This window comes from Rhodococcus sp. NBC_00294, assembly GCF_036163995.1.
GTDB lineage: Bacteria > Actinomycetota > Actinomycetes > Mycobacteriales > Mycobacteriaceae > Rhodococcoides.
This window is the reverse complement of record NZ_CP108043.1, coordinates 3108658-3121955: the sequence shown is the minus strand read 5'-3', so window position 1 is coordinate 3121955 and position 13298 is coordinate 3108658. Positions and strand designations below refer to the sequence as shown.

Genomic DNA, 13298 nt, shown 5'->3' with positions numbered 1-13298 from the left:
GAAGCCGCAGTCCGACCACCCGAAGCCGCAGGCCGACTACCCCGGGCCGCAGGCCAACTACGCAGCGTAGGAGATGCCGTCTACCATCGACGTGTGCTCTCCCGTGCGTACTTCTCCGTGGTCGACCGCCTCCCGGTCCCCTCCGTTCGCGTCCAGCGAATCATCGCGTTCGTCGTGATCCTGACGCAGGGCGGTATCTCGGTGACGGGCGCCGTGGTCCGGGTGACGGGCTCCGGGCTCGGGTGCCCCACGTGGCCGCAGTGTTTCCCCGGCAGCTTCACGCCCGTCGGCGTGTCCGAGGTGCCCGTCCTGCACCAGGCGGTCGAGTTCGGCAACCGCATGCTCACCTTCGCCGTGGTCCTCACCGCGGCTGCCATCGTCCTGGCGGTGACACGGGCACGGCGCCGCCGCGAGGTGGTCGTCTACGCGTGGCTCATGCCTGCGGGCACGGTGCTGCAGGCCGGCGTCGGCGGCATCACGGTGCTCACCGGGCTGCTGTGGTGGACCGTGGCGGTGCACCTCGTGATCTCGATGCTGATGGTCTGGCTCGCGACGTTGCTGTTCCACAAGATCGGTGAGAAGGACGAGGGCGTCTCGGTACCCGCCGTGCCCGCGCCGCTGCGGTGGTTGACCGTGCTGTCTGCGGTCCTTCTCGCCGGAGTTCTGGTGGCGGGCACCATGGTCACCGGCGCGGGACCGCATGCCGGTGACGCGGACGTGGCTCGGCTCGAGGTGGAGATCGTCACGCTGGTGCACCTGCACGCCGAACTTCTGGTGGGGTACCTGGCGCTGCTGGTGGGGCTCACGTTCGCCGTCTACGCCGTCAGTCCGTCCGGAGCCTCGGCCATCAAGAAGCGTCTGCAGGTGGTCATCGCGATCGTCGTCGCCCAGGCGTGCGTCGGCATCGTCCAGTACTTCACCGACGTCCCTGCGGCCCTCGTGGCCGTCCACGTCGCCGGTGCTGCCGCGGCCACGGCCGCCACGGCCGCTCTCTGGGTGTCTCTGCGGGAGCGGGAGACCGTGCCGGCAGCCGAGGACACCGACGTGACCTCGCCGCGGCTGGCCCGCGCGGACTGATCGGACGCGGTCAGAGACCGTTGCGCGCCTTCGGGAAACGCGACTGACGCGCCACCCATCCCGCCATCTGCGCGAAGTGACCCTTGCGCGGGGTGACGATGCTCGTCAGCTCGCGGTCCCAGTCACCGAGGGTCACGGAGTCGAGCGAGTCCACCACCGCGTGCGCGATGCGGAGATTGCCGGCGACCCGGTCCCCCAGGATCCCGTCGGCACCAACCAGGGTCATGCGGACACCGGCGCGGCCGAGCGGCTGCAACACCACCGTCGCGGACCCGCCGTGCGCTGCGACGAACGACTCGATCGAGGACACCAGGTTCGACGGCGGGGCCGCCGTCTCGGTGCTCTGCCCGGAGTCACCCTTGGGTGCGTTCTCGATGCTCTCGGTGCTCATGATCGTGAGAATACCCGGTCCGTCCCACGCGTCCCTACTGGCCGGTAACTCAGCGGTGGGTCCGTCCCGCCCCCGCTGTCGCGGGCGCGGTGGCAGACTTTTCCCATGCGCGCTGTACTCGTGACCAGAACCGGCGGACCCGACGTCCTCGACGTGACCGACGTCCCCGATCCGGTACCCGGCCCGGCCGATCTACTGGTCCGGGTCCAGGCCTCCGGGATCAACTACATCGACACGTACTTCCGCAGCGGGTCCTACCCGCGGGAGCTGCCGTACGTCCCGGGCGACGAGGGCACCGGCGTCGTCGAGCAGGTGGGCTCGGAGGTGTCCGGGTTCTCGGTCGGCGACCGCGTCGCATGGGCCGCAGCGCTCGGGAGCTACGCCGAACTCGTGCGGGTCCCGGCCGCCGCTGCCATCGCGGTGCCGGCGGGTGTGGATCCCCCTCAGGCGGCATCCGTGCTGCTCCAGGGCATGACGGCGCACTATCTGATCGAGTCGACGTACCCCGTGCGGTCCGGCGACGTGGTGCTGGTGCATGCCGGCGCGGGCGGAGTCGGGCTGATTCTCACGCAGCTCGTCACGGCGAAGGGCGCGACGGTGATCACCACCGTGTCCACCGACGAGAAGGAGGCGTTGTCGCGCGAGGCAGGCGCGACTCACGTTCTCCGCTACGACGACGACATCCCGTCACGCGTGCGCGACATCACCGACGGTGTCGGCGTCGCGGCGGTGTACGACGGCGTCGGTGCCTCGACGTTCGACGCGAGCCTCGAGAGCGTGCGCATCCGCGGGACAGTGGCCCTCTTCGGTGCCGCGAGCGGGCCGGTACCGCCGGTGGACCCGCAACGCCTCAACAAGGCCGGCTCGGTGTTCCTGACCCGCCCCACCCTCGCGCATCACATCCGCGACCGGGCAGAGCTGGAATGGCGCGGCGGAGACGTGGTGCGCGCGCTGGCGGACGGAACCCTGACGGTCCGAGTCGAGCATCGCTATCCACTCGAGCAGGCCCGGCAGGCGCACATCGACCTGGAGAGCCGGCGGACGGCGGGATCGATCGTGCTGGAACCCTGACGCGGAGCGGATGTCAGGAGACGAAGTCGGAGACCGTGGACATCCCGAGCACGGAGTCGACGGCGAGACCGATGAAGACGACCGCGAGGTAGTTGTTCGACTGCAGGAACAGGCGCAGCGGCTTCACGGCCTCGCCGCGTCTCACGCCCGAGTAGAGCTGGTGCGCCATGAGGAGGAACCAGGCACCCGCCGCCAGGGCGACCGCGGCGTAGACGACACCGGCCGCCGGGATCAACGCAGCCGTGGCCGCAACCGTGGCCCAGGTGTAGAGGACGATCTGCCGGGTGACGACCTGTTCGGTGGCGACGACGGGCAGCATGGGCACACCCGCCGCCTTGTAGTCGTCCTTGTAGCGCATGGCCAGGGCCCATGTGTGGGGCGGAGTCCAGAAGAAGATGACGAGGAACAGGACGATCGCCTGCCACCCGACGGTCCCGGTCACGGCGGACCATCCGACGAGTGCGGGCATGCATCCCGCGGCACCGCCCCAGACCACGTTCTGCGAGGTCCGGCGCTTGAGCACCATCGTGTAGACGAGGACGTAGAACAGAATCGTCGCGACGACCAGGATCCCACTGAGGAGGTTCGCCGCCCACCAGAGCCAGAGGAGAGATCCGACTCCGAGGAGCGCGCCGAAGACGAAGGCGTGCGACGTCGGCACGGCCTCGCGGGCCAGGGGCCGCCGCGCGGTGCGCTTCATGACCTTGTCGATGTCCGCGTCGACGACGCAGTTCAGCGTGTTGGCGCTGGCGGCACCCATCCACCCGCCGAACAGCGTGGCGAACAGCAGCGGGAGGTTCACCGTGCCGCGGTCCGCGAGGAGCATCGTGGGGATGGTCGCGACCAGGAGGAGCTCGATCACGCGCGGTTTCGTCAGCGCGATGTAGGCGGCGGGTTTGGCCGTCAGCCGGCCGAGTCTCGACGTGGGAGCGGTCGACACGTCCCGGGTCGGACTGTCGGTGAACCCGTGTCCGCTCGGGCTCTGCCGCATACCCACTCGAATCTCCCTCTCGCACCGTCCGCTCCACCACCCGGCCCAGTTACCGAGCGGAATGGTGCTACTACAAGCGATGGTAGACGCCGCCTGTGTCATCACCCCAATCGGCGGGTAGTCGGATGGTTCGGGCGTCGTGTGACGGATCGGCGGCGGACCACCCGTCGCGGAACCAGCGAGGCGTCCCGGACGGAACTAGGCTCGACCGTGAACCGGGTATCCCCGACCGACCCGCCGGGGAACTAGGCTCATCACGCGCGGAGCGGCGACGAGTGCGCCGCGTCCGTGCACTACTGGCCACCCCCACCCCGACAGTGTCAGGAGATCTCCACCCGTGTCGATCACAGACGACATCACCGTTCTCACCAGCGCTCACCATCCGAGCGACTGGACCGATCTGGACACACGGGCGGTGGACACTGTGCGTGTTCTCGCTGCCGACGCGGTGCAGAAGGTCGGCAACGGCCACCCCGGAACCGCCATGAGCCTCGCTCCCCTGGCGTACTCGCTCTTCCAGCGCACGATGCGCCACGATCCCACGGACACCACGTGGATCGGCCGCGATCGCTTCGTGCTCTCGTGCGGCCACTCGAGCCTCACGCTGTACATCCAGCTCTACCTGGGCGGCTTCGGCCTCGAGCTCGCCGATCTCGAGGCGCTGCGCACGTTCAAGTCGAAGACTCCCGGCCACCCGGAGTTCCGCCACACCAAGGGCGTCGAGATCACCACCGGCCCGCTCGGTCAGGGCCTGGCCTCGGCCGTCGGCATGGCCATGGCGTCGCGCCGTGAGCGTGGACTCTTCGATCCCGAGCCCGCATGGGGCGACAGCCCGTTCGATCACTACGTCTACGTCATCGCGTCCGACGGCGACATCGAGGAGGGCATTACCTCCGAGGCGTCCTCACTCGCCGGCACGCAGCAGCTCGGCAACCTGATCCTGTTCTACGACGACAACAAGATCTCCATCGAGCACTCCACCGACATCGCGCTGTCCGAGGACACCGCCAAGCGCTACGAGGCGTACGGCTGGCACGTGCAGGTCGTGGAGGGCGGCGAGAACGTCACCGCCATCGAGGAGGCGGTCGAGGCGGCCAAGGCCGTCACCGACAAGCCCTCGATCATCGTGCTGCGCACCATCATCGGCTTCCCGGCCCCCACGATGATGAACACCGGTGCCGTCCACGGTGCCGCTCTGGGTGACGACGAGGTCGCCGCCGTGAAGAAGGCGCTCGGCTTCGATCCCGAGAAGACGTTCGAGGTCACCGACGAGGTCATCGAGCACACCCGCGGCCTGCAGGCGCGTGGCCGCGCGGCGCACGAGGCGTGGAGCAAGGACTTCGACGCGTGGAGCGAGCGCGAGCCCGACCGTCGCCGCCTGCTGGACCGTCTGACCGAGGGCACGCTGCCCGACGGATGGACCGACGTCCTCCCCACCTGGGAGCCGGGCGGCAAGGCCATCGCGACGCGCGCCGCGTCCGGTGAGGTCCTCAGTGCCGTCGGCCCGGTCCTGCCGGAGCTGTGGGGCGGCTCCGCCGACCTCGCCGGCAGCAACAACACCACCATGAAGGGCGCCAAGTCCTTCGGCCCGACGTCGATCTCCACCGACGACTGGGACGCCGAGCCCTACGGCCGCACGCTGCACTTCGGTATCCGCGAGCACGCGATGGGCGCGATCCTGTCCGGCATCGTCATGCACGGACCGACGCGTGCGTACGGCGGCACCTTCATGCAGTTCAGTGACTACATGCGTCCCGCGGTGCGCCTCGCGTCCCTCATGGACATCGATCCCATCTACGTCTGGACCCACGACTCCGTCGGTCTCGGCGAGGACGGCCCGACGCACCAGCCGGTCGAACACCTCGCGGCGCTGCGCGCGATCCCGAACCTCTCGGTCGTGCGCCCCGGCGATGCGAACGAGACCGCCCACGCCTGGCGCGCGGTGCTCGCGCGCTCGTCGAGCAGCGGACCCGTCGGCCTCGCGCTCACCCGTCAGGGCATCCCGATTCTCGACGGCACCAGCTACGAGGGTGTCTCCAAGGGCGGGTACGTCCTGGTCGAGTCGTCCAAGGCCGCACCCGACGTGATCATCGTCGCGACCGGTTCCGAGGTGCAGTACGCCGTGGAGGCACAGAAGCTTCTCGAGGCGCAGGACATCGCGGCGCGCGTCGTCTCGATGCCGTGTGTCGAGTGGTTCGAGAGCCAGGACCAGAACTACCGCGACCAGGTCCTTCCGCCCACCGTGAAGGCCCGTGTCTCCATCGAGGCCGGCATCGCGATGCCCTGGTACAAGATCGTCGGCGGCTTCGGCGAGATCATCTCGCTCGAGCACTTCGGCGAGTCCGCGGACGCGGCGACGCTCTTCCGCGAGTACGGCTTCACGGCCGAGGCCGTCGTGGCCGCAGCTCAGCGCTCCATCACCAACGTGAAGGGATGACAGCATGACTCAGAACCAGAATCTCGCAGACCTGTCCGCCGCCGGAGTCTCGGTCTGGCTGGACGACCTCTCCCGTGACCGGATCTCCTCGGGCAACCTGAAGGACCTGATCGACTCCAAGTCGGTCGTCGGCGTCACCACGAACCCGTCGATCTTCCAGGCCGCCCTGTCGAAGGGCACCTCGTACGACGAGCAGGTGAACGAGCTCGCCGCTCGCGGTGCCGACGTCGATTCCGTCATCCGCACGGTCACCACCGACGACGTCCGCAATGCGTGCGACGTGCTCGCACCGGTGTACGAGGCGACCAACGGAGTCGACGGACGGGTGTCCATCGAGGTCGATCCCCGCCTGGCCCATGACACCGACAAGACGGTCGCGCAGGCGATCGAGCTGTGGAAGATCGTCGACCGGCCCAACGTCCTGATCAAGATCCCCGCCACCGAGGCCGGCATCCCCGCCATCGCCAAGGTCATCGGCGAGGGCATCAGCGTCAACGTCACGCTCATCTTCTCGGTCGAGCGCTACGAGGCCGTCATGAACGCCTACCTCGAGGGACTCGAGTCGGCGAAGGCCGCGGGCCATGACCTGTCGTCGATCCACTCGGTCGCGTCGTTCTTCGTCTCGCGCGTCGACACCGAGATCGACAAGCGTCTCGACGCCATCGGAACACCGGAGGCGACCGACCTGAAGGGCAAGGCCGCACTGGCCAACGCACGCCTCGCGTACGTCGCCTACCAGCAGGTCTTCGAGATCGGGTCGCGTTTCCAGGGCATGCTGACCGACAACGCCCGGCCGCAGCGCCCGCTCTGGGCCTCCACCGGAGTGAAGGACCCGACCCTGCCCGACACGCTGTACGTGTCCGAGCTGGTCGCCCCGAACACCGTCAACACCATGCCCGAGAAGACGATGGACGCCTTCGCCGACCACGGCGAGGTCACCGGCGACACCATCACGGGCAAGGGTCAGGAGTCGCAGGCCGTCTTCGACGCCATCAGTGCACTGGGTATCGACCTGACCGACGTCTTCCTCGTGCTCGAGAACGAGGGCGTCCAGAAGTTCGAGGCGTCGTGGGGCGAACTGCTCGATGCCACCTCCGAGCAACTCTCCGCCGCGTCGAAGAGCTGAACCGTGGCGACGGAGTCAGCCACACCCTGGGTGAATCCGCTCCGTGACAGCAGAGACAAGCGTCTCCCGAGGATCGCCGGGCCCTGCAGCCTGGTGATCTTCGGTGTCACCGGCGACCTGGCGCGCAAGAAGTTGATGCCGGCGGTGTACGACCTCGCGAACCGTGGGCTCCTGCCGCCCGGGTTCGCGCTGGTCGGGTTCGCCCGGCGTGAATGGTCGGACCAGGACTTCGGCACCATCGTCCACGACGCGGTCCGGGAGCACTCCCGGACGCCGTTCCGTGAGGACGTGTGGGAACGGTTGTCGGAAGGCATCCGCTTCGTGCAGGGGTCGTTCGACGACGCCGCGGCGTTCGATCAGCTCACGAGAACGCTCGCGGAACTCGACGTCGAGCGCGGAACCGGTGGGAACCACGCGTTCTACCTGTCCATCCCGCCGGGCGCGTTCCCCACGGTGCTCGAGCAGTTGTCGGCGTCCGGTCTCGCCACCGGACCGGAGACCGAGGACGAGGCGCCGCGGCACTGGCGTCGAGTGGTGATCGAGAAGCCCTTCGGCCACGATCTCGCGAGCGCGAAGGAGCTCAATGCGATCGTCAACCGGGTGTTCCCGGAGGATCGCGTCTTCCGCATCGACCACTACCTCGGCAAGGAGACGGTCCAGAACATCCTGGCGCTGCGCTTCGCCAACCAGCTGTTCGACCCGATCTGGAACGCCCACTACGTGGACCACGTGCAGATCACGATGGCCGAGGACATCGGCCTGGGGGGTCGAGCCGGGTACTACGACGGCATCGGCGCTGCGCGCGACGTGATCCAGAACCACCTGCTGCAGTTGCTCGCCATCACCGCGATGGAGGAGCCGGTCAGCTTCAGCCCCAGCGAGCTGCAGAGCGAGAAGATCAAGGTCCTCTCGTCGACGCGTCTGGCAGAGCCCTTCGCGCAGACCGCCGCCCGCGGGCAGTACACCTCGGGATGGCAGGGCAGCCAGAAGGTGAAGGGGCTCAAGGAGGAGGAGGGGTTCGACACGGAGTCGAACACCGAGACCTACGCGGCCATCACCCTCGAGGTGGACACCCGGCGGTGGGGCGGCGTGCCGTTCTACCTCCGCACGGGAAAGTCGCTCGGGCGGCGCGTGACCGAGATCGCGATGATCTTCAAACGCGCACCGCACCTGCCGTTCGACGCCACGATGACCGAGGAACTGGGCCAGAACGCACTCGTCATCCGCGTGCAGCCCGACGAGGGCGTCACGCTGCGCTTCGGATCGAAGGTGCCGGGGTCCAGCATGCAGGTGCGGGACGTCAGCATGGACTTCAGTTACGGCCAGGCCTTCACCGAGTCGTCGCCCGAGGCGTACGAGCGGCTCATCCTCGACGTGCTGCTCGGTGAGCCGTCGCTCTTCCCGGTCAATGCCGAAGTCGAGCTGTCGTGGAAGATCCTCGACCCCATCCTCGAATACTGGGCGTCCGGAGGCGCGGCCGATCCGTACGAGGCCGGCACGTGGGGCCCCGACTCGGCCAACGAGATGATGCAGCGCACCGGACGCGAATGGAGAAGGCCGTGATCGTCGATCTGCCCGCCACCACCACCGGTGCCGTCTCGAAGAAGCTGGTGGAGCTCCGCGAATCGGGCGGCGCCGTCACGCTCGGTCGGGTGCTCACCCTGGTGGTCGTCATCCGTGATCCCGCGAAGTTCGAAGCCGCGATCGAGGCGGCCAACGAGGCCAGCCGGGAGCACCCGTGTCGTGTGATCGTGTTGGCCCGCGGTGATCGCGACGACGACGACGTGCTGGACGCGCAGATCCGCGTCGGCGGCGACGCGGGCGCGTCCGAGGTGGTCTTCCTGCGACTACGGGGCGAGCTGTCGGAACACGAGCAGAGCGTCGTCCTCCCCTTCCTGCTGCCGGACACCCCCGTGGTGGCCTGGTGGCCGAGCGGAGCACCGGCGGTCCCGAAGGAGGACCCGGTGGGCCGACTCGCCATCCGCCGGATCACCGACGCGACCAACTCACCCGACCCGCGCGCTGCCATCTCGTCGCGACTCGAGTCGTACGCCGAGGGGGATTCCGACCTCGCCTGGTCGCGCATCACCTATTGGCGTGCGCTGCTCACCACGGCACTCGACCAGCAGGCCGAGCCGGTGCGATCGGTGACCGTGTCGGGTCTGCGCGAGGAGCCCGCACTGGACATCCTCGCCGGGTGGTTCGCCGCCCGCCTCGACGTCCCCGTGGTGCGCAAGGTCGGCGACCTGCGTGTGGAGATGGTGCTGGCCGACAGCACCGTGTCCATCAGCAGGCCGCAGACCGGCACCACGGCCACCCTCATCCGCACCGGACAACCGGACACGCTGGTCTCACTCGCCCGGAGGGAGACCCGCGACTGCCTCGCGGAGGAGCTGCGTCGACTCGACCGTGACGAGATCTACGAAGAGGCCCTCGCCGGCCTGACGAAGGTGACCTATGAGTGAGACACGACCGGAGATCCACCGTTCCGACGACACGGCGGCTCTCGCCCGCGCCGCGGCCGAGCGATTCGTCTCGGTGGTCGTCGATGCCCAGCGAGCACGCGGTACCGCCTCCGTGGTGCTGACCGGTGGCGGCACCGGCGTCGCGACCCTGGCCGCTGTCCGCGACCTCGGCGGTGATATCGACTGGTCCGCCGTCGACGTCTTCTTCGGTGACGAACGCTTCCTCCCCGAGGGCGACCCGGAACGCAACTACATGCAGGCCAGGGACGCCCTGCTCGATCACGTCGGCGTCGATCCCGACCGCGTGCACGTCATGGCCCCGTCCGACTCGCCGCTGGGCGACGACGTCGAGGCCGCGGCGGTGACCTACCTGCAGTCGGTGGCAGCCTTCGCACCGGAGGACGGACCCGCCTTCGACATCCACCTGCTCGGCATGGGCCCGGATTCTCACGTCAACTCCCTCTTCGCCCACGGTGACGCGGTGCAGGAGAAGTCACGCTGGGTCGTGGCCGTGACCGACTCCCCCAAGCCGCCTCCCGTGCGCATCACGCTGACGCTCCCGGCGGTGAACAGGTCTCGGCACGTGTGGTTCCTCGTCTCGGGCGAGGGCAAGGCCGATGCCGTCGCCGCCTGTGTCGGGGGCGCGGACCCGGTCGAGCATCCGGCCGCCGGGGCACACGGCCTCGAGTCGACCGTGTGGTTCCTGGACGCGGGGTCGGCGTCCCGCCTCTGAGCGACGCGGGGTCGGCGTCCCGCCTCTGAGCGACGGTCAGGCCGGCGGCCGTCCGGGCTGATCGTCCTTCGGTCGGACGGGTGTCGAGGCCGCTGGTCGACGCCGGGGCACTCCCCTGCGCCACGCGGATCCGGTTGCGGTGCAACGGTGTTCGTTCTGCGGAGTCATGACGGAGATCCTCCCGGCGTCGAATGTGTCTGTTCTGTTCGACGCCGGGAGGGTCCTCGCGGTTCCCTCTATCCGCTGTTGCGCAACGCGGTCGCGAGCCCGTTCATGGTCAGCAGGATGCCGCGCTTGACCTGCTCGCGATCGTCTCCCGCCCGCAGCTGTGCGAGTAGTTCCACCTGCAGGTGGTTCAGCGGCTCGAGGTACGGGAAGCGGTTGAACACCGACCGCGCCAGCGCCGGGTTGTCGTCGAGCAGCCCGTCGTGCCCGGTGATCTTCAGGTACATCGACACGGTCTTGGCATGCTCGGTCGAGATCATGTCGAAAACGGTCTTGCGGAGCTGCTCGTCCGGCACCAGTTCGGAGTACCGGGCGGCGAGCCCCAGATCCGACTTGGCCATGACCTGCGCCATGTTGGACAGCACCGTCCGGAAGAACGGCCACCGCCGGTACAGATGGGTCAACGTGGCCAGCTTGTCCGCGTCGCCGCCGACCCAGTCCTCGAACGCGGTACCCACTCCGTACCAGCCGGGCAACATCACCCGCGACTGACTCCACGACATCACCCACGGGATCGCCCGCAGGTCGTACACCGAGTTGGTGGGCTTCCGCGACGCCGGCCGGCTGCCGATGTTGAGCTCCCCGATCTCGGCGACCGGTGTGGACATCCGAAAGTACTCGACGAAGCCCGGCGTCTCGTGGACCAGTGCCCCGTACGCGGCCTGGGCGCGTGCCGCCAGATCGTCGAGCAACGCGTAGGCCGGCTCGGCGTCGTCCCCGAGCCCCTCGACGTCGAGCAACGTGCTCTCGATGGTCGCCGCCAACAGCGTCTCGAGGTTGCGGCGCGCCAGGCGGGGTTCCGCGTACTTCGCCGCGATCACCTCGCCCTGCTCGGTGATCCGCAGCGAGCCGGTGACCGCACCGGTGGGCTGAGCGAGGATGGCGTCGTAGCTCGGGCCACCGCCGCGGCCCACGGTGCCACCGCGGCCGTGGAACAGTCGTAGCCGGATCCCGGCGGCGCGTGCAGCCTCGACGAGGTCGAGTTCGGCACGGTAGAGCGCCCAGTTCGCGGCCAGGTACCCGCCGTCCTTGTTGGAGTCGGAGTACCCCAGCATCACTTCCTGGTTGTCCCCGCGGGACGTCACCAGCGCCCGGTAGACGGGGATGGACAACGTCGCGGTGAGGGTCGCCGCGCCCTGCTGGAGATCGTCGATCGTCTCGAACAGCGGCACCACACCGACGGGCGAGGACGGACCCGTCTCGGCGTCGCCGGGATCGAGGATGCCCGCCTCCTTGAGCAGCACCGCGGCCTCGAGCATGTCGCTGACCGAGGTGCACATGCTGATGATGTAGTTCGGCACCGCGCCGCCGCCGAAGGTGCGCACGGCGTCCGCGGCGGACTCGACGATCGCCAGCTCCTTGGCCGTCTGCTCGCTGAACTCCGCGCGGGGCCCGATGAGGGGTCGCCGCGTCTCGAGCTCGGCGGAGAGGATCGCGACGCGCTCGTCCTCCGACAGTGACGCGTAGTCCGCGTGGACGTCCGCCCAGGCCAGCAACTCCGCCACGACCTGTTCGTGGATCTCGGAGTTCTGCCGCATGTCGAGCCCGGACAGGTGGAACCCGAAGGTCTCAAGCGCCTGCCGGAGCGTCGCGAGTCGGTCGTCGGCGATGACGCCGTTGGCCGTGCGCCGCAACGAGCGGTCCAGCAGGTCCAGATCGTCGAGCATCTCCTGCGGGGCGCCGTACGGCTCGAGTTCCGGCGAGTCGAGGGTGTTGTCCGGAACCACGTCCAGCATGCGGCGTGCCGTCGCCGACAGTCGCCCGCGGATACCGCGCACAGCTCGGCGGAAGGGCTCGTCCGCGCGGAACGCCGACTCGTCCTTCGACGCATCGGCCAGGGCCTGCAGGTCCGCGTCCACGTCGATCAACCGAGCCGACATGGACAGCTCGTGCTCGAGACCGACGAGATCCGCGAGATACCGGGTGAACGCCACCTGCGCGGCACGGTTGGTCGCGCGGTGCACGATCTCCCCGGTGACGAAGGGGTTGCCGTCCCGGTCGCCGCCGATCCACGATCCGGGTCGCAGCATCGGCTGCGTCAGCAGGTCGGCATCCGGCCAACGGCTGCGGAGCGCTGCCCGCAGCTCGGTGTTGATGCGTGGGATCACGTCGAAGAGCGACATGTCGTAGTAGCGCAGACCCACCTCGATCTCGTCCTGGATCCGCAAGCGTGACAGCCGGATCAGCGCCGTCTGCCACAGTGCGAGGATCTGCCGCTCGATCTTCGCGTCGGTCTCCGCGATCTCCGTGTCGTCCAGTTCCGTGCGCTCACGGAAGCGCATCAGATCGGTGATGCGGCTCTGGATCTCCGACACGGTGCGGCGACGCGTCTCGGTGGGATGCGCGGTGATGACGGGCGACACCAGGGCGTCGCGGAGCAGGTCCTCCACCGTGGCGGCGTCGAGGCGCGCCGCATCGAGCTTGCTGTAGGTGGAGGCGAGACTGCTGTCCTGAGGCGGCTCCCCGGCACGCACGTGCACGGCGCGGCGGCGCTCGCGGTGAATGTCCTCCGCCAGGTTGGCGAGAAGCGAGAAGTGACTGAACGCCCGGATCACCGGGATGGCACGCGTGATGTCGATTCCGTCGAAGAGCCGGGCGAGTTCGCCGCGATCGATCTCCGACCGCCGCACCCGGAACGACTCCACTCGGGCCTGCTCGACGAGGTCGAAGATCTCCTCGCCCTCGTGGTCCCGGACGACGGAACCGAGTATTCCACCGAGGAGCCGAATGTCCTCTCGCAGAGGTTCGGTGGCGGGCAGACCTGGATCCACGACTGTCATGA

General features: G+C 68.7%; 10 protein-coding genes. 7 read left to right on the top strand and 3 right to left on the bottom strand.

Going from position 1 to position 13298, the window contains the following annotated elements:
- Positions 1-93: 93 nt before the first annotated feature.
- Positions 94-1077, top strand: a complete 984-nt coding sequence (locus OHB23_RS14645) for a COX15/CtaA family protein (RefSeq protein ID WP_027505291.1) — start codon at positions 94-96, stop codon at positions 1075-1077.
- 10 nt (positions 1078-1087) lie between these two features.
- On the opposite strand, the gene OHB23_RS14640 is transcribed toward OHB23_RS14645, so the two are convergent.
- Positions 1088-1468 (bottom strand): hypothetical protein, encoded by a 381-nt coding sequence (locus tag OHB23_RS14640; RefSeq protein WP_027505290.1) that lies wholly within the window; start codon positions 1466-1468, stop codon positions 1088-1090.
- 105 nt (positions 1469-1573) lie between these two features.
- Between OHB23_RS14640 and OHB23_RS14635 the strand changes: the two genes are divergently transcribed.
- Positions 1574-2539 (top strand): quinone oxidoreductase family protein, encoded by a 966-nt coding sequence (locus OHB23_RS14635; RefSeq protein ID WP_328809781.1) that lies wholly within the window; start codon positions 1574-1576, stop codon positions 2537-2539.
- A 13-nt stretch (positions 2540-2552) separates the two neighbouring features.
- On the opposite strand, the gene OHB23_RS14630 is transcribed toward OHB23_RS14635, so the two are convergent.
- Positions 2553-3530, bottom strand: coding sequence for a heme o synthase (locus OHB23_RS14630; RefSeq protein WP_442973044.1), 978 nt, complete (start codon positions 3528-3530; stop codon positions 2553-2555).
- 337 nt (positions 3531-3867) lie between these two features.
- Here OHB23_RS14630 and tkt point away from each other — a divergent pair, with 337 nt between their 5' ends.
- From tkt to pgl, 5 genes are read left to right on the top strand one after another with little or no spacing between them, the layout of a single operon-like run.
- Positions 3868-5967 (top strand): transketolase, encoded by a 2100-nt coding sequence (gene tkt, locus OHB23_RS14625; RefSeq protein WP_027505287.1) that lies wholly within the window; start codon positions 3868-3870, stop codon positions 5965-5967.
- Positions 5968-5971: 4 nt separating this feature from the next.
- Entirely contained in the window at positions 5972-7093 is a 1122-nt protein-coding gene (gene tal, locus OHB23_RS14620) for a transaldolase (protein WP_027505286.1), read from the top strand.
- A 3-nt stretch (positions 7094-7096) separates the two neighbouring features.
- Positions 7097-8656: a glucose-6-phosphate dehydrogenase gene (gene zwf / locus OHB23_RS14615; protein WP_328809780.1), complete on the top strand. Its 1560-nt coding sequence runs from the start codon at positions 7097-7099 to the stop codon at positions 8654-8656.
- Complete coding sequence (opcA, locus tag OHB23_RS14610) at positions 8653-9558, top strand: glucose-6-phosphate dehydrogenase assembly protein OpcA (protein WP_027505284.1); 906 nt, start codon at positions 8653-8655, stop codon at positions 9556-9558. The genes zwf and opcA overlap by 4 nt, the downstream gene beginning before the upstream one ends.
- Positions 9551-10291, top strand: a complete 741-nt coding sequence (gene pgl / locus OHB23_RS14605) for a 6-phosphogluconolactonase (RefSeq protein WP_328809779.1) — start codon at positions 9551-9553, stop codon at positions 10289-10291. Before opcA ends, pgl begins: the two co-directional genes overlap by 8 nt.
- Positions 10292-10527: 236 nt before the next feature.
- Here the strand turns inward: pgl and ppc are convergent, their stop codons facing one another.
- Positions 10528-13296 (bottom strand): phosphoenolpyruvate carboxylase, encoded by a 2769-nt coding sequence (gene ppc, locus OHB23_RS14600; RefSeq protein WP_328809778.1) that lies wholly within the window; start codon positions 13294-13296, stop codon positions 10528-10530.
- Positions 13297-13298 lie beyond the last annotated feature (2 nt).

Coding starts and splice junctions, on each gene's coding strand:
- ppc (WP_328809778.1), bottom strand. CDS start 13,296: ATGACAGTCGTGGATCCAGGTCTGCCCGCCACCGAACCTCTGCGAGAG.
- pgl (WP_328809779.1), top strand. CDS start 9,551: ATGAGTGAGACACGACCGGAGATCCACCGTTCCGACGACACGGCGGCT.
- OHB23_RS14630 (WP_442973044.1), bottom strand. CDS start 3,530: ATGCGGCAGAGCCCGAGCGGACACGGGTTCACCGACAGTCCGACCCGG.
- tal (WP_027505286.1), top strand. CDS start 5,972: ATGACTCAGAACCAGAATCTCGCAGACCTGTCCGCCGCCGGAGTCTCG.
- OHB23_RS14635 (WP_328809781.1), top strand. CDS start 1,574: ATGCGCGCTGTACTCGTGACCAGAACCGGCGGACCCGACGTCCTCGAC.
- OHB23_RS14640 (WP_027505290.1), bottom strand. CDS start 1,468: ATGAGCACCGAGAGCATCGAGAACGCACCCAAGGGTGACTCCGGGCAG.